The following is a 24,426-nucleotide window of genomic DNA, read 5'->3' as shown; positions in this document are numbered from 1 at the left end:
CCGGACCGAGGACGCCAACACCCGAATGCCGGTCGCGTCACGACACGCCCGGGACGCTCCGGATGCCACCCCGATTGGACGCCCCTCGGACCCCGTGCTAGTGTTATCTCTTGTGCCGCGGGGTGGAGCAGCTCGGTAGCTCGCTGGGCTCATAACCCAGAGGTCGCAGGTTCAAATCCTGTCCCCGCAACAAGAACACGAAGGCCCCGTCGTAAGACGGGGCCTTCGTTGCATGTAGCCACGCCCGCCGAAAGCCAGCGGAGCAAGTCTCAGCGGCTCTTCGTCAGTCGGCCAGCATCGCTTCGCTCATGCCGTCGAGGAAGCGTGTGACCGTCGCGAGCTCCTCGGGACTGAACGGGTCCATCGCCTCTCGCATGCGGCGCAGGCGCGCGGCGAAATGCCGGCCGAAGTCCTGCCGGGACGATTCGGTGAGCGTGATGACCAGTGCACGTCGGTCGTTCGGGTGCGGCGCGCGCTCGATGAACCCCTCCTTCGCCAGTCGATCGAGCATCTTCGTCGTGGAAGCGCTCGATATACCCAGATGGCGCGCGAGGTCGTGCGGCTTCACCAGCTCACCGCGCTGCTCGCGAATGCTGAGCATGCGCAGCGCCGAGAGGTCGGTGGCGTTCATGTCCATGTCCGAGCGGAGCCCGGTATGCATGCGATCCATCGCGTCGCTGAACGCTCGCACGGCTTCGAGAGCCGAGCGCTCTACACGACTTCTCGCCACCTCGGCATTCGGGTCAGCCATGTGGACACCACCTCTCGAGCCTGGTTATCATCGGCTCAAACGCTAGTTAAGCTAGCAAAAACGCCTCGCGAATGGCATATCCAGGACGGTGAACGTGATCTCCTTGCCCGATGACAGCAGAGCCGCTGTCGATCGCGCGCTCGAGGAGGTCCTCACCAGGCTCACACAGCGGGCCATCCCTCGGGGCTCATCGGCTCTTGCCCTCATCCGCGCCGCCTCGGCGGCGACATCCGGCGGCAAGCGCTTCCGCCCGGCTCTGGTGGTGGCGTCGTTCGACGCGTTCGGCGGCGACCGCCTGGCCACGCCCGGCCTGTGGGACGTGGCAGCCGCGTTCGAACTGCTCCACAGCGCGTTCGTGATCCACGACGATCTGATCGACCGCGACATCGAGCGGCGCGGTGTTCCCAACGTCGGCGGGACCTTCCGATCGCACGCCCGGTCCCTGGGCGTCAGCGCAGACGACGCCGAGCGGGTGGGCGATGCCGCCGCCGTCCTTGCCGGCGACATCCTTCTCTACGAGGCGGCGCGTCTCGTGGCCACGGCCGACGTCGCGTCGGATCAGCGGGTACCCCTGTTCGATCTGCTCGACGATGCCGTGCTGGTTTCGGCCATCGGAGAGCTCGCCGACGTCGAGCAGGCCGTCGTCCCTGCCGAGCCGGAGACCGCGCAACTGCTCAGCACGGCTCACGACAAGACGGCGGTCTACTCCTTCTGCGCACCGCTCGCGGCGGGTGCCGTGCTCGCCGGGGCGGACGACGGTGATCGCGGCGTGCTGATGTCGGTCGGAGCGGACCTCGGCCTCGCCTTCCAGCTGGTGGACGATCTGATCGGCACCTTCGGCGACGAGGCGCAGGCCGGCCGGGGCGCCGGCGCGGACCTCCGCGAGGCCAAGCGCACGCCTCTCATCTCCTTCGCCCGCGACTCGGCATCCTGGCCACAGGTGTCGTCCGCGCTGGCGATGGCGCCGACGGGTCCGATCGCCGTCCAGGCGGCACAGCGCGAGCTCGACGCCAGCGGCGCCCGCGAGCAGCTGGTGACCCTCATCGGCCAGACGCTCTCCTCGGTGCGGCGTCGAGCGGCCGAACTGCCACCCGCCGCGCGTGCGCTCATCGAGCAGCTCGCCGACGGCATCGAAGGACGGATCCCGTGACCCCCGACGACTCCGCGATCGCCCTGTACGACCGAACCGCGCGCGACGCCGCAGCCGTCGTGATCTCGGCCTACTCGACCTCGTTCGGGCTCGCTGCGCGGCTCCTGGGGCCGCGCGTGCGTCCGCACGTGCGGAACATCTACGCCTTGGTTCGCGTGGCCGACGAGATCGTCGACGGATCCGCCGAGCAGGCCGGGATGCCCCTGACGGCACAACGACGCGTCCTCGACGCGCTCGAGGAGGAGACGCTCCTGGCGGTCGAGGAGGGCTTCAGCGCGAACCTCATCGTCCACGCGTTCGCGTCGACGGCGCGGGAGTGCGGTATCGGCGCAGACCTCGTGCGACCCTTCTTCTCCTCGATGCGGACCGATCTCGAGGTGTCGTCCCACGACGCGGGCTCGCACGCCTCCTACGTCTATGGTTCGGCCGAAGTCGTCGGACTGATGTGCCTCCAGACCTTCGTCAACGCCGGCGGCTCGCACCCGCGCCCCGCCGACCCCGATCTCGTCGACGGCGCACGTCGCCTCGGCGCCGCATTCCAGGACGTGAACTTCTTGCGTGATCTCCCCCACGACGTCGGATCCCTCGGCCGCGACTACCTCGGTGTCGACGGCGCCGACGGCACCGCCTCGCGCGTGGAAGTGCTCGACCGTATCGACGCCGACCTCGACGCGGCCGGCGCCATCATCCCGCGCCTGCCGGCGGACTGCCGACGCGCCGTCACTGCAGCGCACGATCTGTTCACGGCGCTCTCCCGCCGCCTACGACGGGCCGGTGACACCGACCAGCGAGTCCGCGTGCCGAACACCGTGAAGCTCGGCCTGGCCGCTCGCGCGACGGTCGGCGCCGCTCCCCTGCGAGCCGGCGCATGACCCGGGCACGATCGCAGCGCCCCGCGCCCGGCTCGCGCGTCGTCGTGATCGGCGGCGGCATCGCCGGTCTCGCCACGGCTGCGCTGCTGGCCGATGAGGGTCACGCCGTGACGGTTATCGAGGCGCGGGAGGAGACGGGCGGACGGGCCGGCACATGGGAGCGCGACGGCTTCCGGTTCGACACCGGGCCGAGCTGGTACCTCATGCCCGAGGTCTTCGAGCACTTCTTCGCCCTGCTCGGGACGACGGCGGCGGCTGAACTCGACCTGGTCCCCCTGGTCCCGGCCTATCGCGTCTACGCGGAGCCCGAGGGCGACGGCATCGGAGATCACATCGACGTCGTGTCGGGGCGAGCCGAGGCGACAGCGCTGTTCGAGAGCCGTGAGCCCGGTGCCGGCGCACGACTGGACGAATACCTCGATTCCGCTGCCGACGCCTACGACCTCGCGGTATCGAAGTTCCTGTACGACACGTACGCCTCGTCCGAGGGGCTCCGCGACCCCGACATCCTGCGGCGCATCCCGACGCTCGCTCCGCTGCTCACCCGCTCGCTGAACCGGTTCGTCGACAGCCGGTTCCAGGACCCGATGCTGCGTCAGGTCCTCGGCTACCCCGCGGTCTTCCTCGGCTCGTCGCCGTATGACGTGCCGAGCCTCTACCACCTCATGAGCCACCTCGACCTCGACGACGCGGTGCTGTACCCGCGCGGCGGCTTCACCGAGATCATCGCGGCGATCGAGCGCTTGGCGCGCGAACGCGGCGTCGAGGTGCGCACCGGCACCGCCGTCGCGCAGATCCTCACCGCCGCGGACGGCAGCGCCCGCGGGGTCCGTCTGGCCGACACGAGCGAGGTCGCCGCCGACATCGTGGTGTCCGCAGCCGATCTGCACCACACCGAGACGGTCCTGCTCCCTCCCGAGCGGCAGACGTACCCCGAGCGCTGGTGGCGCAAGCGCACGCCGAGCTTCGGCGCGCTGCTGATCCTCCTCGGCGTCGAGGGCGAACTGCCCGAGCTGTCGCACCACACCCTGCTCTTCACCCGCGGTTGGCGCGAGAACTTCGATGCGATCTCGGGACGGGACACCCACATCCCCGATCCCGCGTCGCTGTACGTGTGCCGTCCCAGCGCGACCGACGACACCGTCGCTCCAGCCGGATCGGAGAACCTGTTCGTCCTAGTTCCCATTCCGGCCGACCCCGAACTCGGCCGCGGAGGTGTCGACGGGGCCGGTGATGCCGCGATCGAAGCCGCCGCCGACCGGGCGATCGAGCAGATCGCGCAGTGGACCGGGGTGGACGATCTCGCTTCTCGCGTACGCGTCCGCCGCACGATCGCACCCGCGGACTTCGCGCGCGACCTCGGGGCGTGGCGCGGAAACTCCCTGGGACTGGCGCACACGCTGGGACAGAGCGCGTTGTTCCGCCCGGGGAACGCCTCCAAGAAGGTTCCCGGTCTCTACTACGCCGGCGCTTCCGTGCTCCCGGGCATCGGGCTGCCGATGTGCCTGATCTCGGCAGAGCTCGTCGTCAAGCGCCTGCGCGGAGACACGACCGCCGGCCCGCTGCCCGAGCCGGCCGCCCCCACCGGGTGAGCGGTGCCGGGCCTGTACCTGCTCGCCTTGCTCGTATCGCTCTGCGGTGTCGGGCTGCTCGATCGTCGGTTCCGCCTGGCGTTCTGGCGCGACCGTCGACGCACGGTGATCGCCTCTGTGCTCGGCACGGCATTCTTCCTGCTGTGGGACGCTGTCGGCATCGCAACGGGCGTGTTCGTCAAGGGCGACAGCCCCGCGCTGCTCGGTGTCGATCTCGCCCCGCACCTGCCGCTCGAAGAGCCGGTCTTCCTCCTCTTCCTCAGCTACCTCGCGCTGGTCGCCTACGGCGGCGCGCGGCGCAGGCACGAGGGACGGCCGCACGAGCCCCGCCGGAGGGATGTCGCGCCATGACCTATCCCCTCATCGTCATCCCCTTCGTCCTCGTGACCGTCGTCGTGACAGCGATGTCCGCTCGGCGCCCGCGCTTCGCCGCCCGCATGGCCTGGTCCTCGGTCGCCGCGGTCGTGCTCCTCCTGCTGACGGCGGTATTCGATAACGTGATGATCGCCGCCGGGCTCTTCACCTATCCGGAAGAGCACCTGAGCGGCATCCGAATCGGACTCGCGCCGCTCGAAGACTTCGCCTACCCGCTGTGCGCGGCCTTCCTGGTGCCTGCCGTCGCGACCCTCTTGGAGAAGCCGAAACGATGACCGCCCCCGCGCTCGCGCGCCAGCTCCTCGTCGCCTCCCGCCCGGTGAGCTGGATCAACACCGCCTACCCGTTCGCGGCGGCGTACCTCCTCACCACTCGCCAGATCGACGCGACGCTGCTCATCGGCACCCTGTTCTTCCTCGTCCCGTACAACCTCGCGATGTACGGCATCAACGACGTCTTCGACTACGAGTCCGACCTGCGGAACCCGCGGAAGGGCGGCGCGCACGGCGCCATCCTCGACCGGCGGGTGCACCGGGCGACGCTCTGGGCTGCCGCCCTGTCGTGCTTGCCGTTCGTGGCCTATCTCGTCGCGGTCGGCTCCCCGCTGTCCTGGCTCGTCCTCGCCGCGAGCCTCTTCTTCGTCGTGTTCTACAGCGCTCCCCCGCTTCGGCTGAAAGAGCGGCCGTTCGCCGACTCGATCACGAGCAGCATCCACTTCTTCTCCCCCGCCGTATACGGGCTGGTCCTCACCGGCGCGACCTGGACGTGGCAGCTCGTCCTCATCCTGCTGGGCTTCGCCGCATGGGGCGTCGCCTCGCACGCGTTCGGGGCCGTACAGGACGTCCAGGCCGACCGCGAGGCGGGGATCGCGTCCATCGCGACCGTGCGCGGCGCGCGCTGGACCGTGAGGTTCGCGCTGGGCTGCTACGCCCTCGCCGGCGTTCTCATGCTCGCGACCAGCTGGCCGGGCCCGCTTGCGGCTCTCGTGGCGGTCCCGTACCTCATCACGCTGTGGCCGTTCCGAAACATCACCGACGAGACGTGCGAACGGGCCACCGCGGGCTGGGACCGCTTTCTCTGGCTCAACCAGCTCGGCGGCTTCCTCGTCACCCTGCTGCTCGTCTGGTGGTGGCTGATCACGTCGTGATCGGCCACCACCCGTTCGGCGCTGACGAGATCAGGCGGCGGGGTTGGTCGCGTTCGCGGTCTCGATGATGCGGCTCGCGCGAATCGGGTGTCCCTGGGTGGTCAGGCATCGCCCGGTCGCGAGGTCCCACTTCCAGTCGTGCAGCGAGCAGGTGAGCACACCGTCCTCGATCTTGCCCGTCTTCGTGAGGTCTGCTCGCAGGTGCGGGCACCGGCGCTGCACGGTCCAGTCGCCCAGTTCGGCATCCTCGGTCTGATCCGACTGCTCGGCGTACCAGTTCTCGACGTACTCGATGCGATCACGGGACAGGCACTTCAAGAACGTCGTGAGGAACTCGTTGAACTTGCCGCTGCGGCCGACCTCGAACTGCATCGACAGGAAGATCGAGTTCGACCAGTCGATCTCGTGGTCGCGGATGTTCGTCGACACCAGGTCGGCGGGGATCGTGTACCAGTAGATGCACTCCTCACCGGCGTACTCGCGGACCTTCGCCTTCGGGAAGTCGACCACCATGTCGAGCTCGCCGATGCGGAAGCGCACCATCCCGCCCACACCGTTGCGGATCGTCCGCGCGCGGCGCAGAAGCGGCTCCCACCACTGCTTGATCGCAGCCAGCATCTCGTCGGGCGGCAGGATCGGGGCGCGACGCTCGATCTCGGCGCGGACCTCGGCCTGACGACTGTCGCGCTGCCCGGCGAGGTAGGCCCACTTGTCCGAGAAGATGCGCTCGATCTCGGCATCCGTGTACAGCGTCTGGGTGACCTCCAGCACGCCGTCGTTGAGATCGACCTGCGTTCCCGGAACGAACAGGTAGCCCTTCTGATCGGGACGCTCTTCGGCCATATGCGCCAGGAACTGCGCCTGATCGGTGAAGATCGAGTCGTTCTGCTCGCCCCAGCCGTTGTAACGGAAGAGCTCTTCGCGCAGGAACATCGGCGGTCCGGCCATCGGGAAGACGTGAGGCGCGTCGACCTTGTCGATGTAGTACATCGCGCGCTTGTTCTGCGCATCGCGCTTGAGCTGAGCGAAGTTCTGCTTCGCGTCCTGCGGCAGGTCGTAGACCATCGGCCACCAGATCGCGCCGGACACCTGGGTGAAGTAGGCCTCGGGCTTGCCGAACGACATCAGCTTCTCGAGATCCAGCGGGTGGGAGTCGTTCTGGTTCAGCACCGAGGCGGTGCCGTCGTCGACCGACAGGGACGAGTCGCCGATCGGGCCGTCGCTCGGGGCGCGCAGGGGCGTGACCATGACCTTGAGGTCGCCGAACTCCAGGGGCACACCCGCCTGCGTGTAGATGATGTTGTCGTACCCGAGATCGCGGAGATCGCGTTCGAGATCGTCGGTCGGGTAGTCCGGCAGAAGCACGCGGATGTCGGTGGGGACGTGCGCGCGCAGCAGCGCGGGGTCGAAGTGATCGCGGTGCCGGTGCGAGATGTACAGGAAGTCGGCGCGCCCGAAGCGCTCCCAGTCGAGGCCCCGGTTGTCGGGGAACGGGAACCACGAGCCGAAGAAGCTCGGTCCGACGACCGGGTCGCAGAGGATGCTGCCCCCTGCCGTCTCGATGAACATTCCGGCGTGTCCCAGGCCTGTGATGCGCATGACGATGACCTCCTGTTGCGACTGGTCGAGTCTACGTGAGGCGTCGGCGACCCCTGCCCGCCGTGGGCCGTGTCAGTTCACCCGACGTCGATGCGAGGGGAAGCTCACGCCAGCAGGAGGCGGATGTCGTCGGCGGTCAGGGCGTTCGAGAACGCGCCGTCGGCGTCGAGGACCGCACCGACGAGTCGTGCCTTGCGCCGCTGCAGCTCCACCACCTTCTCCTCGATCGTGCCCGCCGCGATCAGGCGGTACACGCTCACTGGCCGGTCTTGGCCGATGCGGTGCGTGCGATCGATCGCCTGCTGCTCGGCCGCCGGATTCCACCAGGGATCGAGCAGGAAGACGTAGTCGGCCTCCGTGAGGGTCAGCCCCACGCCGCCCGCTTTGAGGCTGATGAGGAACACCGGGTCATCGCCCTTCCGAAACGCTTCCACCACCGCCGCCCGGTTGCTCGTCGAACCGTCGAGGCGGACCACTCCGGTGCCGCGCGCCCGGAGGTCGGCTTCGACGATGTCGAGGAACGAGGTGAACTGACTGAACACGAGCGCTCGGTGCCCCTCGGCGATCACCTCGTCCAAGCGCCCGCGGAGCGCCTCGAGCTTGCTCGGGACGAGACCCGGCCCACCGGCGTCCACGAGAGCGGGCGCGAGAGCCAGCATGCGCAGAAGAGTCAGGGATCGGAAGACGATGAACCGCTGGCTGTCGAGATCGTCCAGCAGCCCGAGCACCTTCCGGCGCTCCCGCTGCAGCACGCGCTCGTAGACGGCACGGTGACCGCTCGAGAGCTCGACGCGCACGTCCTGCTCCTGTCGAGGCGGCAACTCGGGAGCCACGACATCCTTCGTGCGTCGGAGCAGGAACGGCCGGATGCGCCGCCGCAGCCGCGCAAGCCGGCGTTCGCGCGCGGGGCCCCCTTCGAGGTTCTCGTCGACACGGCCACGCTCGATCGGCTGTACATACTCCTCCCGGAAGCGTCGGGCCGAGGGGAAGAGGCCGGGGCTCGTCAGCGACAGGATCGCCCAGAGGTCGGTCAGACTGTTCTCGAGCGGTGTGCCGGTGGCAGCGAAGACGACATCGGCACGCAGGCCGAGCACGGCGCGGTGCACGCGCGTCCGCGGGTTCTTGACGTACTGCGCCTCATCGAGCACGACCGTCGACCACTCGCGCTCGGCGTACGCGGCGGCATCGAGGCGGAGCAGCGCATAGGAGGTCAGGACGAGATCCGCCTCGATCCGCTCGGGCGCGGCCCCCACACCGTCGACCACGACAGTGCGCAGGCCCGGGGCATGACGCGCAGCCTCGTCGCGCCATGCCGACACGACCGAGGTCGGCGCGACGACGAGCGCGGGCCGACTCGAACCGCGCTCGCGCTCGCGCTCGAGCAGCGCGAGGAGCTGCAGAGTCTTGCCGAGCCCCATGTCATCGGCCAGGATGCCCCCCAGGCGCGCGTCGCGCAGTGCCGCGAGCCACGCGTACCCCTCATGCTGGTAGGGCCGCAGGGCGGTGACGATGCCGACCGGCGTCTCCGCGGCGGCCGCAGGCACGCCCTCGGCTGCCGCATCGCGGAAGTCGCCGACGGCCGCACGCCACCGTACGGCCGGCTCCGCCTCGTCGGCGACGTCCTCGAACGCCGTCCAGAGCTCCACCTGATAGCGGCTGACGCGGGCGCTGCCGGTCTCCCATTCGACCAGGTCGCGCGAATCCTCGATGAGCTCGCGCAGACGGTCGAGTGCCGGATGCGAAAGGGAGAAGTACGCACCATCGGACAGCAGCATCTTCTTCCGACGCTGCGCGAGGGCGGTGAACAGGGGGCGGAACGGAACGCGGCGTCCCTCGACCTCGACGTGCACGCCGAGGTCGAACCAGTCCGCGTCGGTGGTCTCGACCGTCTTCACGGTGATGCGCGGGTCGCCCGAAAGCTCCCGATACGACCGCGTCACGCCCGACACCTCGACGCGGACCCCGTCGAGCGCCTGCAGCACCGGCAGCACCTCGGTCGTGAACTCCGCCGCCTCGACGCCGCTGCGGGTTCCTTCGGGCACGAACGGGTCGTCCGTAGCGCTCGCCCACGCCGCCTCGAGGGCCACTCGGAGCTCAGGATCGGCGGACGCCGATCCCGCGGCAGCGTCCCACGCGACGCGGCCTGCGCCGGGCACCTGCCAGGCGAACGCGTACGCGAGCTCGTCGCGCGGGCCGTGATCGACCGTGACGACGAGCGTCGTGCGTTCGGGCGGGGGCAATCGGACTCCCGGGGCGGGCACGACGACCGTCTCGCGGGCCAATCTGGGGTATGCCTCGCGGAGGAACTCTTCGCGATCCGCCGCGGGAACGCGGATCGAGTCGCCGGCCGCCAGGAGAGATCGGACACCCGGGCCGAAGCCCACCGGTGCGAAGACGACCCGCAGGCCATCCGCGACCTGGCTGGCGCCGTAGATGCCGACATGTCCGAGCGGGCGCGCATGGGCAGCGGTTTCCTCACCGCCGGCGAACCGCACGACGGGCGTGAGCTGCAGGTCACCGTCGACGCTGTCCACCCGCACCTCGATCGACGCGCCGTCGGCCAGGAGCACCTGCTGATCGGGTCGGGTCGGCACGATCGGGATGCCGAGACCGGCCGCGGCGCGAAGGTGGGGCCAGAGGAGCTCGGAGTCGGCGCCGTCGAGCGTCAACCACTCCGAGTCGCCGTAGCCGCCGAGCAGCCGAGCGTCATGCGCGATGCCGTACAGCGTCGAGAACCAGCGCGCGCGCACCGGATCGACCCGCCACGCACCACGTCGCAGCGATTCCCAGCTCTCGTCGCCCTGCACCCATCGGCCACTGGTTCCGCTGCGAGAGAGCGGACGCACCGCGAGCCGGAGCTCGCCGTCGGAGGTGGCGACGCTCCGCGGGGTCGCCGGAAGCACCCGACGCGGCCCCCAGTGAGCCGCGGCGGCGCTTTCTCGCTGGCGCAGCTGCACGCCCAGGGCGACCGCGTTCTCACCCGACGCCGCCGGCGCCAGGACGGCGCGCCACGACGGCGCTGCCCTCTCGATCACGGGTTCGACCTCATACGAGGATTCTCGAGGGCGCCTCCAACGTCGGTCAGCCCAGTCGGGCGACCCGACCGAGGACGCCGTGGACGAAAGCGCTCGACCCGTCGGTCGAGAACTCCTTCGCGAGCTCGACGGCCTCGTCGATGGCGACTGCGGCGGGAACCGCGTCGTTGTACACGATCTCCCAGACGCCGAGTCGGAGGATCGCCCGGTCGACGGCCGGCATCCGCGCGAGGGACCAGTCCTTCGCGAACGTCGTGATCTGCTCGTCGATGTCTTCGCGGTTGTCGATGATGCCGTCGATGATCTCGCGCGCGTACAGCCACGACGCCTCGCGGGCGGGCTCGAGAGCCGCGCGCTTCGCCTCGGCGGCGAGGGTCACCCCGAGGTCGTCGCCGCGGATGTCGGACTGGTAGAGGATGTCGAGGGCGCGCTTGCGCGCCTTGGAGCGAGCGCTCATCGGGCGGGGACCGGCGTCAGTTCACGCGGCCGAGGTAGTCACCCGTGCGGGTGTCGACCTTGACCTTCGTGCCCTGCTCGACGAACAGCGGAACCTGGATCTCGTAGCCGGTCTCGACCGTCGCGGACTTCGTGCCCGCCGACGAGCGGTCGCCCTGCAGGCCCGGCTCGGTGTACGTGATCTCGAGGACGACCGAAGCGGGCAGCTCGATGTAGAGCGGGTTGCCGTTGTTCAGCGCGATCTGCACCTGCTGGTTCTCGAGCAGGTAGTTCTTGGCGTCGCCGACGGTGGCGGCGGGGACCGTGATCTGGTCGTAGTCGTCGACGTCCATGAAGACGAAGTTGTCGCCGTCGTTGTACAGGTAGGTGAAGTCGCGGCGGTCGACGTTCTCGATCTCGATCTTCGCGCCGGCATTATAGGTGCGGTCGACGGTCTTGCCCGACACGACGTTCTTCAGCTTCGTGCGCACGAACGCACCACCCTTGCCGGGCTTGACGTGCTGGAACTCGATGACGTTCCAAAGCTGACCGTCGATGCTGAGGACGACGCCGTTCTTGATGTCTGCGGTCGATGCCATGAGTGTGGAGTTCCGTTCGTGTGGTCGGGCGGCCGACGGGCCGAGGATCGATTCTACGCGAGGATGTCGAGCAGCTGTCGCGTCGCGCGCGCGTATCCGGCGACACCTTCGCCGATGACATGGACCGAGGCGACGTCGGCGACGTAGGAGTGGTGGCGGAAGCTCTCGCGCTCGTAGACGTCGGAGATGTGGACTTCGGCCACCGGCAGGGACACTCCCGCGAGCGCATCACGGAGGACGACGGAGGTGTGCGTGAGCCCGCCGGGGTTGATCACGATGCCGACGCAGTCCGCACGGGCCTCGTGGATGGCATCGATGAGGACGCCCTCATGGTTGCTCTGCACGCAGCGCACCTCGACGCCGCGTTCCCCGGCCGCCGCGATGACGAGGGCCTCGACGTCGGCGAGGGTCTCGCGTCCGTAGATCTCGGGCTCGCGGGTGCCGAGCAGATTGAGGTTCGGCCCGTTGACCAGCAGTAGGCGTCGAGGGGTGCTCACGCGCCCACCCTACCGATGACGCGCCGGCTCAGGCCCCCACCTCCTGGTAGGCGGCGAAAAGCAGCGACTCATCGGGGGCCTGCAGAACGGTCGGCTTGGCGATGTCGTCGAGCACGATGAACCGCAGCATCGAGCCGCGGGTCTTCTTGTCGCGCTGCATCGTCGCCAGCAGCTGGCGCCACGCACCCGCACGGTACGAGGTGGGCAGCCCGAGGGTCTCGAGGATGTCGCGGTGACGCTGGGCTGCGGCATCCGGGAGTCGTCCCGCCAGACGCGACAGCTCGGCCGCGAACATCATCCCCACCGAGATCGCGGCGCCGTGGCGCCACTGGTACCGCTCGGCGTGCTCGATGGCGTGCCCGAGCGTGTGCCCGTAGTTGAGGACCTCGCGAAGCCCCGCTTCGCGCAGGTCCTCCCCCACGACCTTCGCCTTCATGTCGATCGCGAGCTCGATGCTCCGCCGGAACGCGTCGCTGTGCGGGTCGACGGCCGCCTCGGGATCCGCTTCGATCAGGTCGAGGATCTCGGGGTGCCAGATGAAACCGGCCTTCACGACCTCCGCGAAGCCGGCGACGCGCTCGTTGCGCGACAGCCCGTCGAGCAGGTCGAGGTCGCAGACCACGGCGACCGGGGGCCAGAAGGCACCCACGAGGTTCTTTCCCTCCGCGGTGTTGATGCCCGTCTTCCCGCCGACGGCGGCATCCACCATGCCAAGCACCGTCGTGGGGACCTGCACGACCGCGATGCCGCGCAGCCACGTCGCGGCGACGAAGCCGGCGAGGTCGGTCACGGCGCCGCCGCCGAACCCGACGACGGCATCCGTGCGCGTGAAGTCCGCTTGGCCCATGACCTGCCAGCAGAACGCCGCGACCTCGACGCGCTTGCCCTGCTCGGCGTCGGGGATCTCCGCCAGCAGCACCTGGCGGTCCGACCCCAGGATCTCGCGGAGACGCTCGGCCTGAGCGGACAGCGTCGGGGGGTGCACGATGAGCACCTTGCGCGCGGCCTCGGGCAGCGCCGAGCCGACGAGCGGAAGAATGCCGCGCCCGATGGTCACGTCGTAGGGCGCGGTGCCCCCGACGGTGATGACGGTGGTGTCTGTCATGACGTCTCCTCCTGAGCCCACGCCGCGATGGCGTCGACGATGTCCTGGATCCGGCCGGTGGATGTGTCGAACCGCGCGTCGGCGAGCCGCTCGTAGAGCTCGCGTCGACCCTCGGCGACCTCGCGCCAGCGACCCACCGGGTCGTCACCCTGGAGCAGGGGGCGCGTGGTGCCGGCGAGGCGTGAGGCGATCGTCTGCTCAGACACGGTGAGCAGCACCACGCGGTGCGCGGCGATGTCGCTCCGCGTATCGGGATGCAGCACCGCGCCGCCACCGAGGGCGACGACGCCGCCGCGCCCGAGGGCCTCGGCGACCGCGAGCCTCTCGAGCTCACGGAAGCGCTCCTCGCCATGCTCCGCGAAGAGCCGTTCGATCGGGCCGTGGTCGCGGACGACGAGGCCGTCACTGTCGGTGAACGTCGTGCCGAGAACGCGCGCCAGCTTCTTGCCGATGCTCGACTTGCCCGCGCCCATCGGTCCGATCAGGACGATCGCGGGGGCGGTCATCCGATCGCGTCGTCGCTCAGCGCCGCCGAGCGCAGCGTCTCGGGGATCGCCGCGAGGTATCCCTCGAGGTTGCGGCGGGTCTCGGCGACGTTGTCGCCCCCGAACTTCTCGAGCACGGACTCCGCGAGCACGATCGCGACCATCGCTTCGGCGACGACGCCGGCTGCCGGCACCGCGCACACGTCGGACCGCTGGTGATGAGCCGTCGCCGCGTCGCCCGACGCGACGTCGACCGTGCGCAGCGCCTTCGGCACCGTCGCGATCGGCTTCATGCCCGCTCGGACCCGCAGGACTGTGCCCGTCGACATCCCGCCCTCGGTGCCACCCGCCTTGTCGCTCGAGCGCGCGATGCCCGCGTCGGTCGCGAAAAGCTCGTCGTGTGCCGCGGAGCCGCGACGACGCGTGGTCTCGAAGCCGTCGCCGACCTCGACGCCCTTGATCGCCTGGATACCCATGAGCGCCTGGGCGAGCTTCGCGTCGAGACGGCGGTCCCACTGCACGTGGGATCCGAGCCCGGGCGGGAGCCCGTACGCGAGGACCTCGACGATGCCGCCCAGCGTGTCGCCGTCCTTCTTCGCAGCGTCCACCTCGGCGACCATCGCGGCAGAGGTCTCGGCGTGGAAGCACCGCAGCGGATCGGCATCCAGCACGTCGACATCGTCGGGCGTCGGCAGCGCCGAGCCGTCGGGCACCCGCACGGGGCCGATCGAGAGCGTGTGGCTGACGAGCCGGATGCCGAGCTCGTTCAGGAACGACCGGGCCACCGCGCCGAGAGCCACGCGCGCGGCCGTCTCACGGGCGCTCGCGCGCTCGAGGATCGGTCGGGCCTCGTCGAATCCGTACTTCTGCATGCCGACGAGGTCGGCGTGGCCGGGGCGAGGCCGAGTCAGGGCGGCACCGCGTCCGCGGGAGCGCTCGGTGAGCTCGATCGGCTCGGGGCTCATCACCTCGACCCACTTCGGCCACTCGGTGTTGCCGATGCGCAGAGCGATGGGGCTGCCGAGGCTGAAGCCGTGTCGGACGCCCGTCGAGATGGTGAGTTCGTCCTCCTCGAACTTCATGCGCGAGCCGCGGCCGTAGCCCAGCTTGCGCCGAGCGAGGTCGGCCTGGATCGCGGCACGTGAGACCGGCACGCCGGCGGGGAGGCCCTCCATGAGGGCGACGAGTTCGGGGCCGTGCGATTCGCCGGCCGTGAGCACGCGGAGCATTCGTCTATCCTCCCATGAGCGCCCGGCGCATGACGGCGACGACGTCCTCCTCGCCGGGCAGCGGGTCGTCGGGCGAACCGGTCGCGAAGATGCGGATCTGGAGCACCGCCTGATGCAGCAGCATGGTCGCGCCCGGGTGGGCCGGCTGTCCTGCGGCGAGCCAGGCGTGTCCGAGCGCTGTCGGCCACGTGCCGTAGACGACGTCGTAGAGCGTGCCCCCGCTCGCGGCGAGACCCGCGGAGACGGCGTCAGCGACCGGCGCGTCGCCCGGGAGGGTCGACACGGTCAGCTCGACCTCCCCCGCCGGCGCGTCGAGGGGCGACACCGTCGCCGCGATGCCTCGGCTCGCCGCGAGCGTCCGCAGCGGCTCGGCTGCGGCGGGCCGTCGTGCCGCGATGTCGATCCGGCCGACGCCGACGCGCTCGAGCGCGAGGAGCGCCGACGTCGCCGTCGCGCCTGCGCCGACGATGCGGGCACGAGGCGCAGCCGCGGACCCGATCTCCGCGAGCGCAGCCGCGAGTCCGCCGACGTCGGTGTTGAACGCCGCCCACCCATCGCCCGTCCGGAGGAGCGTGTTCGCTGCGCCGGTTGCGGTCGCCGCGGCATCCCGCATCCGAGCCGCGTCGTGCGCGAGTGTCTTCAGCGGCATGGTGAGCGACAGCCCGTGGAACTCCGGCCCGAGGGCTGCCAGCTCGCTCGCGAACGACGCCTCGTCGACGTGCCGCCGCCCGTACCGCCACGGCAGACCGAGCCGGTCGTACGCCGCGGTGTGGAGGACCGGCGACAGGCTGTGGTCGATCGGCGAGCCCCACACCTCGAAGCGGCGCGGGTCTTCCGCAAACGGATCAGCAGCCGCGGTTGTCATTCGCGTCGCACCACGCGTGCCACTGCTCGATGCCGGCCTGGTGCTCCTCGTAGGTCGCGGAGAAGATCGTCTCGCCGGTGTCCATGTTCCAGGTGACGAAGTACAGCCACGGCCCGTCTGCGGGATTCATCGCCGCGTCGATCGCCTCATCGCCGGGATTCGCGATCGGCCCCGCCGGCAGCCCCGCTCGGACGTAGGTGTTCCAGGGATTGTCGTCCTCGAGCGCCTCTGCCGACGAGCTGACCGTACCGTCGTGCATCTCGTTGTACCCGTACTGGGCCGTCGAGTCCATCTGCAGGGGCATGCCGTCTGCGAGGCGGTTGGCGATGACGCGAGAGACCTTGTAGAAGTCGTCGGACAGACGCGCCTCGCGCTGAATGATCGATGCCGTCGTGAGGATCTCCTCGTGGCGCTCCTGCGGAACGCCCGCGGCGTCGAGCGACTCGAGCGTGCGGTCGACCATCGTGCGCACGATGTCCGTGGCCGAGAGCCCGGGGTCGAACTGATAGGTCGCCGGGAACAGCCAGCCCTCCAGCGTGTCGGCCGCGACGCCGTACGCGGATGGGTCGGCGACAGCGGCGGTGAAGTCCTCGACCGGCATACCCGTGCCCTGCGCGAGCACCTCGACGGTCTGGTCGACGGTCAAGCCTTCTCGCAGCTGGGCGGCGTTCTGTCGCTTGCTCGCGGGATCGAGGATGAGCGTCAGGGCCGCCTCGGACGTCATGCGTTGCTGCAACGCGTACACCCCCGGCTGGAACGTCGGGTCCTGTGCCGTCGCGATGAGGTGATCGTAGAACGCAGTGGGCGTCTTCGTGACGCCCTGATCGAAGAGCGTCTGAGAGATCGTCGACCCGGTGTCGCCGCTCACGACGGTCACCAGCACCTCGCCGGTCGCCTCGCCGGGCTCGAAGTCCTTCGGCTCCTCCCACCCCATCACGGAGCGGATCTGAGGCTCGTACGTGTTCCACACCCATGCGCCCGCGGCCACGATGCTGCCGAGGATCGCCAGGATCACGATGAGGACGACCCATTTCGCGATCCGGCTCTTCTTGCGGTCGCGATCATGCCGGCTGGGAACGGCGCCCACCTCGTGCGTGCTCACGTCGCCCGTGAAGAGGGCGTCGAGTGTGCCGACAGCAGGCGCAGCGGCCCGCGGCGTCTGCCCGTACGACGCCTGTTCGCCCAGAGCCTGCTCGCGGGACGCCGGTGCGTCCACCGATCCGCGGTGCTCCGCGGCCGGAGTCGGGGTGTGCTCCGCACGCGAGGAGTCGTCGGGACGCGCTGCGCCTCCCGGCGTGGATGCCGGACCCTGGGACGCCGGACTCTGGGATGCCGCACGCGCGGCGCGTCGGCTCGTCGGGACGCCATTGTCGTGCGGCGGGCGGTCAGTCATGTCAGGGGTGCTCCTGCAAGGGTGCGACGGGAACACCGGGCGGGTTACCGGTGCTCTTCTCGACGTCGAGTGCCTGCTGGAGGAGCACTACGGCGGCGACCTGGTCAACAATGCTACGAGACGATCGCTGTGATCGGCCCGAGCCGCGCAACGCACTGTGGGCGCTCACGGTGCTCAGCCGCTCGTCGACGAGACGGACACGGTGTCCGGCGGCCGCGAGAGCCTCGGCGAAACCGCGTGCGTCTGCCGTCGACGCGGTCTCCCGCCCGCTGAGCGCGACCGGCAGGCCCACAACGAGCTCGACGGCGTCGTACTCCTCGGCCAGAGCGCCGATGCGTGCGAGATCTCCCTCTGCGCGCGGCACGGTCTCGACCGGAACCGCGAGCAGGCCGTCGCGGTCGCATCGGGCGACGCCGATGCGGGCCGTACCCACATCGACGCCGAGCCGCACGCCCGGCCGGAATCCGCTCACAGGCCGCTCGCCGCGTCGCGCACCGCGCGGAGGGCCACGGGAAGCGCTGCGGCGTCCGTACCGCCGCCCTGCGCCACGTCGTCGCGCCCGCCGCCACCGCCGCCGAGAGCGGATGCCGCGGCCTTCGCGAGCACACCGGCCTTGGCTCCTGCCGCGCGGGCGGCATCGTTGGTGGCGACGACCACGACGGGGCGGTCCCCCACGACGGCCCCGAGGGCGACGATCGCTGCGGCGTCGGCTCCGAGACGGTCGCGCACCTGCAGTGCCAGGGTGCGGACATCGTCCGCCGATCCCGCCGAGCCGAGCGATTCGGCGACGATCTGGAACGGGCCGGCGGCCGCCGCAGCGCCCACCAGCTGCGGCAGCCGGTCGGCGAGGGCGCGAGCCTCGAACTGGGCGATCCGCTTCTCTGCGGCCTTCAGGCTCGCGGCGAGCTCGGCCACGCGAGCGGCGAGCTGGTCGCGCGGCGTCTTCAGCGAGGTCGTCAGCTGCGACACGATGGCACGCTCGGCGGCGAGCTCACGGAAGGCGTCCTGCCCGACGAGCGCCTCCACGCGCCGGTTCGACGCGCCCACCGACGATTCGCCGATGAGGTTGATGAGTCCGACCTCGGCGCTCGACGACACGTGGGTCCCCGCGCACAGCTCGCGCGACCAGGGGCCGCCGATGTCGACCATGCGGACGGTCTCGCCGTACTTCTCACCGAACAGGGCCATCGCGCCGGCGGCTTTCGCCTCGTCGAGCGACATGATCCGGGTCGTGACCTCGAGGTTGTCGCGGACGGCGTTGTTGGCGATCTCCTCGATCTCGGTACGAGTCTCGGGCGAGAGCGCCTGACCCCAGGAGAAGTCGAAGCGCAGGTAGCCGGCGCGGTTGAGCGAGCCGGCCTGGGTCGCGCTCTTGCCCAGCGTGTCGCGCAGTGCGGCGTGCACGAGGTGCGTCGCGGAGTGAGCCTGCTGCGCAGCGCGGCGGTTCGCGGCATCCACCACCGTCGTGGCGGCCTCGCCCACGGCCACTTCACCCGTCGTCACCTCGACGGTGTGGCTGACGAGACCGGGCACCGGCTTCTGCACGTCGAGGACCTCGAGCTCGTAGCCCGGGCCGACGATGACGCCCTTGTCGGCGACCTGGCCACCCGACTCGGCGTACAGCGCCGTCTCGGCAAGGATCACCTCGGCGATCTGACCTTGGCTGGCGCGGTCGACGGAGACGCCGCCGACCAGAAGGCCGAGTACCCGCGAGCCCGTCTCGAGCTCGGTGTAGCCCGTGAACACCGTCTCGCCCTGAGCGCGGAAGTCACGGTAGACGCTCGTGTCGGCGAGCTGCCCCTTGCGGGACCGCGCGTCGGCCTTGGCGCGCTCGCGCTGCTCCTGCATGAGCGAATCGAAGGCGCCGCGGTCGACGCTGAGCCCCGCCTCCTCGACGATCTCGAGAGTCAGGTCGATGGGGAACCCGTACGTGTCGTGCAGAAGGAACGCCTGCGCGCCGCTCAGCTTGCCCTCCCCCGCCTTCTTGGCCTGCTCGACCGACTCGTCGAGCAGCTCGGATCCCGCGGCCAGGGTGCGCAGGAAGGTCGCCTCCTCGGCCAGAGCGTACTGCGAGAGCCGCGCGTAGTCGGTCTCGACGATCGGGTACGCCTCCTTCATCGCGTCGCGCGACGCTGCGAACAGCTCCGCGAAGCTCGGTCCGTCGACGCCCAGCAGGCGCATCGAGCGGATGGCGCGACGCATCAGACGGCGCAGGATGTAGCCGCGCCCGTCGTTCGACGGCGTCACGCCGTCGGAGAGCAGCATCAGCGACGACCGGATGTGATCTGCGATGACACGGAACCGCACGTCGTCTTCGTGGTTCGCGCCGTAGGTCTTGCCCGAGAGCTCGACGGCCTTATCGAGCACGGGACGCACCTGGTCGGTCTCGTACATGTTGTCGACGCCCTGCTTGATGAAGGCGACGCGCTCGAGCCCCATGCCCGTGTCGATGTTCTTGTTCGGCAGCTCGCCGACGATCGTGAAGTCGTACTTCGAGCGCACGTCCGCGATCTCGTACTGCATGAACACGAGGTTCCAGATCTCGACGTACCGGTCGTCGTCGGTCGCCGGTCCGCCGTCGATGCCGTACGCGGGACCGCGGTCGAAGAAGATCTCCGAGCACGGGCCGGCAGGACCCGGGAGGCCGGTGCTCCAGTAGTTGGTGTCCTTGCCGAGACGCTGGATGCGCTCGTCGGGCAGCGTCGAGTGCTTCAGCCACAGCTGGCGCGCCTCGTCGTCCTCTTCGTAGACCGTGACCCAGAGATCCTTCGGGTCGAACCCGAGGCCGCCCTCCGATTCGGGGCTGGTCAGCAGTTCCCATGCGAACGAGATGGCGCCCTCTTTGAAGTAGTCGCCGAAGGACCAGTTGCCGAGCATCTGGAAGAAGGTGCCGTGGCGCGGCGTCTTGCCCACCTCTTCGATGTCGTTGGTGCGGATGCACTTCTGGACATCGGCCGCTCGCGCGTACGGGGCAGGGACGTCGCCCGAGAGGTAGGGGATGAAGGGGACCATGCCCGCGACGGTGAACAGCAGCGCGGGGTCGTCGGTGACGAGCGATGCGGAGGGCACGATCGTGTGCCCCTTCTTCTCGAAGTAGTCCAGGTAGCGCTGGGCGATCTCGGCGGTCTTCATCGGGTTCCTTCGGCAGGCAGGCATCGGCGTCGCGCCCGGAGGCACGACGTCAAGATCAGGTCGGGTGTCAGTGTGAGGAGTCGGCGGCGTTCTTGGCCTTCGCGACCGCGTCGCGCGCTGCGTCCGCGGCGTCGGAGGCGGCGTCCGCGGCCGAGTCGAGGGCGTCGGAGGCCACGCCCTTCACGTCGGCTGCGAGACCCTCGATGCGGGCTTCCTGCTCGCGGTAGGCATCGCCGATCCGATCGGCGAATTCGGAGATTCGCGCGTCGACCTCGGCGAGCATCTCGTGACCGCGCGGATCCTTGTTGACCACGTGCGCGGCGACGAAACCGCCGGCGACGCCCAAAACGAACCACAGCGCGTTCTTCATGGCATCCATGTTAGGTGCAAAGCATGAAGGGCGCCGGGAGAACCCGACGCCCTTCATGGCAGTGCTGAGACTCAGCGAGCCGTACGACTCAGCGCGCGGCGTAGTACTCGACGACGAGCTGCACGTCACACGTGACGGGCACCTCGGCGCGCTTCGGGCGGCGCACGAGGCGCGCCTGCAGCTTGTCGAGCTCGACCTCGAGGTAGCCCGGGACCGGGGGCAGGACGTCGGCGTGACCGCCGGCGGCTGCGACCTGGAAGGGCTCGAGCGACTCGCTCTTCTCCTTGACGTGGATGAGCTGACCCGGCTTCACGCGGAACGACGGGCGGTCGACGAGCTGGCCGTCGACGAGGATGTGACGGTGCACGACCAGCTGGCGGGCCTGTGCGGTCGTGCGGGCGAAACCGGCACGAACGACGAGCGCGTCCAGACGCATCTCGAGCTGCTCGACCAGGTTCTCACCGGTCAGACCGTCCTTGCGGCGGGCCTCGTTGAACTGGATGCGCAGCTGCTTCTCGCGGATGCCGTACTGCTCGCGCAGACGCTGCTTCTCGCGCAGACGGACGGCGTAGTCGCTGTCGGCCTTGCGCTTGGTGCGGCCGTGCTCACCCGGAGCGTAGGGACGCTTCTCGAGGTAGCGGGCGGCCTTCGGGGTCAGCGCGACGCCGAGGGCGCGCGACAGACGGACCTTGCGGCGGTCCTGAGACTTCGTGGTCACGAAGCTCTCCTTCCGATGACGTGGTCGCGACGTTCACGACTCACGGACGTATCTCCGTCTCCTCGCCCGTCTCGGACTGCACGCCGGGGCACGCCGAGAGGTCTTGATCAGAAGAGAGGGATGCCCGAAAACTGGGCTTCGAGCCGGTCGAGTCTATCAGACGGCGTCCGCGTCGACCGCGGCGGCGAGGTCGAGGACGCCGGCCGGGTAGAACGGGGTCGCATCCCGTCGCAGGTCGTCGATGCGATACCAGCCGACGGAGGTGTCTCCGTCGAGCACAGGGAGCCGTTCCCCGAGGGGCAGCGCCTCGAGCGTGGCGCTGCGGACGGCGAAGACATGCGCGATCTCGTGCCCGCTCTTGCGACCGTCGTCGAAGATGTTCTCGCTCACGGTGAGCAGCGTGAGTTCGTCGACGCCGGCGGCGAGCTCCTCGCGCAGCTCGCGCCGCATGGCGGCCGCCGCGGTCTCGCCGAACTCCACGCCGCCGCCGGGTGCTCGCAGGAACCGCCCCGCGCCCGGCCCGCCGGGGTACTCCTCGGCGAGGACGTACCCGTCGGCGACGATGACGGCCACCGAGATAACCCGGATACGGCGAGGCGAGGTGAGGTCGGCCGCGTACCCCTCCACCGAACGGCGGTAGGCCGGGAGGTGGGGCGCGAGCGCCTGCAGCGCCGTCCGGAGTGCGGGCGCGGGCTTCTGATCGCTGAACAGCGCCAGCGCCTCGAACGCCCGGGCGGCGTCGACGAGCGGATCGGTGTCGGGAAAGCGGTGCAGCAGTGCGAGAGCGCCCGAGGGATCGCCGACGTTGCGCAGCGAGCTCGCCAATTGGATGATGCACGCCGAGCGCCGCTTTCCGGCCAGGCCCTCATCGAGCGCCGACCGGTACAGCGGGATCGCCTCCGCCTCCTCGCCGAGGAAGTCGTGCAGCGAGGCGCGCTCGTAGCTGCGCACCGCCTCGGCCGAGTCCGCGGCGAGCGGGTCGAGCTCGGCCCACAGGGCGGCGGCGTTCTTCCCGTCGGCGGCATCCCAGAACGCGTCGAACGGATCGGCACCGGCCGTCGTGTCGTCGTCGGCGGGGAACGTCGCGAGAAGCTCCCGCACGCGAGACTGCAGACCGCGGAGTGCGGGGTCGACGCCCCGACTCGCCGCGAATCGGATGAGCCCCCGCAGGGCGGGCCCGCCGTCGCTGGTCTCGCCGGCAGTCAGGTGATCGATGAGGTCGGATGCCGCGATCGTCCGCACCCGGCCCGTCTCGTGCTCGCCCCACTCCGGCGCGGCGACGCGCAGACAGTCGGCGGCGATGACCACGTGCCGTCGTCGCCGGGCGTTCGCGGCGGCCCACTCGCCGCCGGCGTCGAAGACGGCGCCGGCACGATACCCGGTCTCCTCCAGCAGCTCTCGCACGCCCGCCGCGACAGCGTCCTCACCGGGATCGATCAGCCCGCCGGGCAGCTCGCCCAGCACGCGCTGGGGGCCGACGCGGTACTGATCGAACAGCACGACGGTGTCGTCGGGCGTGACCGCGACCACCGTGACGGTGTCGCCGACCTCGACGACATCCCAGTCGCTCTCACTGCCGTCGGGCAGCAGGTAGCGGTCGCGGCGCACGCGCACGTAGCCGTCGAAGGCGGGCGACGAGCCCAGCAGCGTCCACGCGGGTACGGGATCGTCCACGGCTCAGTCCCCCAGGATCTTCCGCAGCTTCTCGACCCGCGCGCCGATCTCGCGCTCGACACCGCGATTCGTCGGCTCGTAGTACCGCTTGCCACGCAATTCGTCGGGGAGGTACTGCTGCGTCGCGACGCCGACCTCGAGGTCGTGCGGATAGACGTACCCCTTGCCGTGCCCCAGCCGCTTCGCGCCGGCATAGTGAGCATCGCGCAGATGTTTGGGCACGCGACCGAACCCGCCGGCGCGGACATCGGAGATGGCCGCGTTGATCGCGTTGTAGGCGGCGTTCGACTTGGCGGTGGTCGCGAGATACGCCGTGGCCTCGGCGAGCGGGATGCGGCCTTCCGGCATCCCGATGAAAGCGACCGCGTCGGCGGCGGCAACGGCGATCGTGAGAGCCTGCGGATCGGCGAGGCCGATGTCCTCAGAGGCTGAGATGACCAGGCGCCGCGCGATGAACCGAGGATCTTCGCCCGCCTCGATCATCCGAGCCAGGTAGTGCATGGCGGCATCGACATCCGATCCGCGGATCGACTTGATGAACGCGCTGATGACGTCGTAGTGCTCGTCGCCCTGCCTGTCGTACCGGAGCAATGCACGGTCGACCGCCTGAGCCACGTGGTCAGCGGTGATGACCGGCGCCTCGTCGTCATCGCCGGGCTCGGCCATCGTCGCGGCGGCTTCGAGCGACGTCAGCGCGCGTCGGGCATCGCCGGAGGCCAGCCGGATCAGCGCCGTCCGCGCATCGTCGGCCAGGACGACCGAGCCGGCGAGTCCGCGGGCGTCCGCGACGGCGCGGTCGATGAGCCCGCCGAGGTCGTCGTCGCTGAGCGGCTGGAGGGTGAGCAGCAGCGAGCGGGACAGCAGGGGCGCGACGACGGAGAACGACGGGTTCTCGGTCGTCGCGGCGATGAGCAGGACCCAGCCGTTCTCGACGCCCGGCAGCAGAGCATCCTGCTGCGCCTTCGTGAAGCGGTGGATCTCGTCGAGGAACAGGATCGTCGAGATGCCGTAGAGGTCGCGCTGCGTCATCGCCTCTTGCATGACCTCGCGCACGTCCTTCACGCCTGCCGTGACCGCCGACAGCTCGACGAAACGGCGGCCCGACGAGCGGGCGATCGCCTGCGCGAGCGTGGTCTTGCCGGTGCCGGGCGGCCCCCACAGGATGACGGATACCGCTCCCGCCCGGTTGCCGTCGGGCGACGCGAGGGCGACCAGGGGCGAGCCGGGCCGCAGCAGATGACCCTGGCCGGCGACCTCGTCGAGCGACGTGGGGCGCATCCGCACCGCGAGCGGCGTCTGCCCGGAGAAGAGCGCGCTCGAATCGGTCATCCTCTCAGGCTACTCGCGCGCGCGGACACCGGGATTTTGTCGCGGCGCAGACCCGCGCCATAGGCTTGAGCGGC

The 24,426-nt window shown here is 70.0% G+C and carries 23 protein-coding genes and 1 tRNA gene; 7 read left to right on the top strand and 17 right to left on the bottom strand.

Features of this window, described 5'->3' with window-relative positions:
• Window positions 1-116: 116 nt before the first annotated feature.
• A tRNA-Met gene (locus tag VC184_RS06430) sits at window positions 117-190 on the top strand.
• Between the two features lie 93 nt (window positions 191-283).
• Here VC184_RS06430 and VC184_RS06425 read toward each other — a convergent pair.
• On the bottom strand, window positions 284-751 hold the full coding sequence (locus VC184_RS06425) for a MarR family transcriptional regulator (RefSeq protein WP_274177724.1): 468 nt from the start codon (window positions 749-751) through the stop codon (window positions 284-286).
• A gap of 94 nt (window positions 752-845) precedes the next feature.
• Here VC184_RS06425 and VC184_RS06420 point away from each other — a divergent pair, with 94 nt between their 5' ends.
• The 6 genes from VC184_RS06420 to VC184_RS06395 are packed head-to-tail and all read left to right on the top strand — an operon-like array spanning window position 846 to window position 5,887.
• Entirely contained in the window at window positions 846-1,901 is a 1,056-nt protein-coding gene (locus tag VC184_RS06420; RefSeq protein ID WP_112615099.1) for a polyprenyl synthetase family protein, read from the top strand.
• Window positions 1,898-2,773 (top strand): phytoene/squalene synthase family protein, encoded by an 876-nt coding sequence (locus tag VC184_RS06415; protein WP_282502442.1) that lies wholly within the window; start codon window positions 1,898-1,900, stop codon window positions 2,771-2,773. The genes VC184_RS06420 and VC184_RS06415 overlap by 4 nt, the downstream gene beginning before the upstream one ends.
• The gene (gene crtI / locus VC184_RS06410) at window positions 2,770-4,365 is read left to right on the top strand and encodes a phytoene desaturase family protein (protein ID WP_282502441.1); all 1,596 of its coding nucleotides are present in this window, start codon (window positions 2,770-2,772) and stop codon (window positions 4,363-4,365) included. The genes VC184_RS06415 and crtI overlap by 4 nt, the downstream gene beginning before the upstream one ends.
• Window positions 4,366-4,368: 3 nt before the next feature.
• Window positions 4,369-4,716, top strand: a complete 348-nt coding sequence (locus tag VC184_RS06405) for a lycopene cyclase domain-containing protein (RefSeq protein WP_114587808.1) — start codon at window positions 4,369-4,371, stop codon at window positions 4,714-4,716.
• Complete coding sequence (locus tag VC184_RS06400; RefSeq protein WP_112614300.1) at window positions 4,713-5,015, top strand: lycopene cyclase domain-containing protein; 303 nt, start codon at window positions 4,713-4,715, stop codon at window positions 5,013-5,015. Before VC184_RS06405 ends, VC184_RS06400 begins: the two co-directional genes overlap by 4 nt.
• Entirely contained in the window at window positions 5,012-5,887 is an 876-nt protein-coding gene (locus VC184_RS06395; protein ID WP_282502440.1) for a prenyltransferase, read from the top strand. Before VC184_RS06400 ends, VC184_RS06395 begins: the two co-directional genes overlap by 4 nt.
• 30 nt (window positions 5,888-5,917) lie before the next feature.
• Here the strand turns inward: VC184_RS06395 and VC184_RS06390 are convergent, their stop codons facing one another.
• The 16 genes from VC184_RS06390 to VC184_RS06315 form a co-directional block, all read right to left on the bottom strand.
• Window positions 5,918-7,486, bottom strand: a complete 1,569-nt coding sequence (locus VC184_RS06390) for a Rieske 2Fe-2S domain-containing protein (protein ID WP_274177721.1) — start codon at window positions 7,484-7,486, stop codon at window positions 5,918-5,920.
• 104 nt (window positions 7,487-7,590) lie between these two features.
• Window positions 7,591-10,521 (bottom strand): DEAD/DEAH box helicase, encoded by a 2,931-nt coding sequence (locus VC184_RS06385; RefSeq protein ID WP_282502439.1) that lies wholly within the window; start codon window positions 10,519-10,521, stop codon window positions 7,591-7,593.
• A 46-nt stretch (window positions 10,522-10,567) separates the two neighbouring features.
• Complete coding sequence (gene nusB / locus VC184_RS06380; RefSeq protein WP_094261760.1) at window positions 10,568-10,978, bottom strand: transcription antitermination factor NusB; 411 nt, start codon at window positions 10,976-10,978, stop codon at window positions 10,568-10,570.
• A 16-nt stretch (window positions 10,979-10,994) separates the two neighbouring features.
• On the bottom strand, window positions 10,995-11,555 hold the full coding sequence (gene efp, locus VC184_RS06375; RefSeq protein ID WP_112614292.1) for an elongation factor P: 561 nt from the start codon (window positions 11,553-11,555) through the stop codon (window positions 10,995-10,997).
• 53 nt (window positions 11,556-11,608) lie between these two features.
• Window positions 11,609-12,052: a type II 3-dehydroquinate dehydratase gene (gene aroQ / locus VC184_RS06370; RefSeq protein ID WP_112614290.1), complete on the bottom strand. Its 444-nt coding sequence runs from the start codon at window positions 12,050-12,052 to the stop codon at window positions 11,609-11,611.
• A gap of 28 nt (window positions 12,053-12,080) precedes the next feature.
• Window positions 12,081-13,157, bottom strand: a complete 1,077-nt coding sequence (gene aroB / locus VC184_RS06365) for a 3-dehydroquinate synthase (protein ID WP_112614288.1) — start codon at window positions 13,155-13,157, stop codon at window positions 12,081-12,083.
• Complete coding sequence (locus tag VC184_RS06360) at window positions 13,154-13,663, bottom strand: shikimate kinase (protein ID WP_282502438.1); 510 nt, start codon at window positions 13,661-13,663, stop codon at window positions 13,154-13,156. The genes aroB and VC184_RS06360 overlap by 4 nt, the downstream gene beginning before the upstream one ends.
• Window positions 13,660-14,871, bottom strand: coding sequence for a chorismate synthase (gene aroC / locus VC184_RS06355; RefSeq protein ID WP_112614284.1), 1,212 nt, complete (start codon window positions 14,869-14,871; stop codon window positions 13,660-13,662). The genes VC184_RS06360 and aroC overlap by 4 nt, the downstream gene beginning before the upstream one ends.
• Before the next feature lie 4 nt (window positions 14,872-14,875).
• Window positions 14,876-15,736 carry a shikimate dehydrogenase family protein gene (locus VC184_RS06350; protein WP_282502437.1) on the bottom strand — a complete coding sequence of 287 codons (861 nt, stop codon included), beginning with the start codon at window positions 15,734-15,736 and terminating at the stop codon, window positions 14,876-14,878.
• Window positions 15,717-17,129: an endolytic transglycosylase MltG gene (mltG, locus tag VC184_RS06345; protein WP_282502436.1), complete on the bottom strand. Its 1,413-nt coding sequence runs from the start codon at window positions 17,127-17,129 to the stop codon at window positions 15,717-15,719. Before mltG ends, VC184_RS06350 begins: the two co-directional genes overlap by 20 nt.
• Before the next feature lies 1 nt (window position 17,130).
• Window positions 17,131-17,601: a Holliday junction resolvase RuvX gene (gene ruvX / locus VC184_RS06340; protein ID WP_269266507.1), complete on the bottom strand. Its 471-nt coding sequence runs from the start codon at window positions 17,599-17,601 to the stop codon at window positions 17,131-17,133.
• Window positions 17,598-20,261, bottom strand: coding sequence for an alanine--tRNA ligase (alaS, locus tag VC184_RS06335; protein ID WP_282502435.1), 2,664 nt, complete (start codon window positions 20,259-20,261; stop codon window positions 17,598-17,600). Before alaS ends, ruvX begins: the two co-directional genes overlap by 4 nt.
• 67 nt (window positions 20,262-20,328) lie before the next feature.
• A complete protein-coding gene (locus tag VC184_RS06330) occupies window positions 20,329-20,631 on the bottom strand; it encodes an ATPase (protein WP_114587817.1) in 303 nt (100 codons plus the stop codon).
• An 88-nt stretch (window positions 20,632-20,719) separates the two neighbouring features.
• Window positions 20,720-21,349, bottom strand: a complete 630-nt coding sequence (rpsD, locus tag VC184_RS06325; RefSeq protein WP_023951228.1) for a 30S ribosomal protein S4 — start codon at window positions 21,347-21,349, stop codon at window positions 20,720-20,722.
• Between the two features lie 156 nt (window positions 21,350-21,505).
• Window positions 21,506-23,023, bottom strand: coding sequence for a tetratricopeptide repeat protein (locus tag VC184_RS06320; RefSeq protein ID WP_282502434.1), 1,518 nt, complete (start codon window positions 23,021-23,023; stop codon window positions 21,506-21,508).
• A 3-nt stretch (window positions 23,024-23,026) separates the two neighbouring features.
• Window positions 23,027-24,352: a replication-associated recombination protein A gene (locus tag VC184_RS06315; RefSeq protein WP_274177714.1), complete on the bottom strand. Its 1,326-nt coding sequence runs from the start codon at window positions 24,350-24,352 to the stop codon at window positions 23,027-23,029.
• Window positions 24,353-24,426 lie beyond the last annotated feature (74 nt).

Origin of the sequence: Microbacterium plantarum, assembly GCF_035231185.1 — a bacterium.
GTDB lineage: Bacteria > Actinomycetota > Actinomycetes > Actinomycetales > Microbacteriaceae > Microbacterium > Microbacterium plantarum.
Note: the sequence above shows the minus strand (reverse complement) of the source record. Positions and strands in the feature narration are given on the sequence as shown.